Here is a 204-nt window from a genome sequence, read left to right on the forward strand (position 1 = left end):
GTTGAAATTCCTGTACCACCTCCTCACCGTTTGAGCAATGGGGGGACGCAGAAAGGTAGGGTAAGCGCGCTGATGGAATGCCGCGTCCAAGCAGTTAGGCTGGAAAGTAGGCAAATCCGCTTTCCATTAAGGCTGAGCTGTGATGGCGAGGGAAATATTAGTACCGAAGTTCCTGATCCTACACTGCCTAGAAAAGCCTCTAGC

General features: G+C 51.5%; 1 rRNA gene. It reads left to right on the plus strand.

What is annotated here, in order from left to right:
- Positions 1-204: ribosomal RNA gene (locus SAY88_RS25805) — 23S ribosomal RNA — on the plus strand; the annotation flags it as partial.

Source organism: Halalkalibacter flavus (genome assembly GCF_036663575.1).
Taxonomy (GTDB): domain Bacteria; phylum Bacillota; class Bacilli; order Bacillales; family Bacillaceae_D; genus Halalkalibacter; species Halalkalibacter flavus.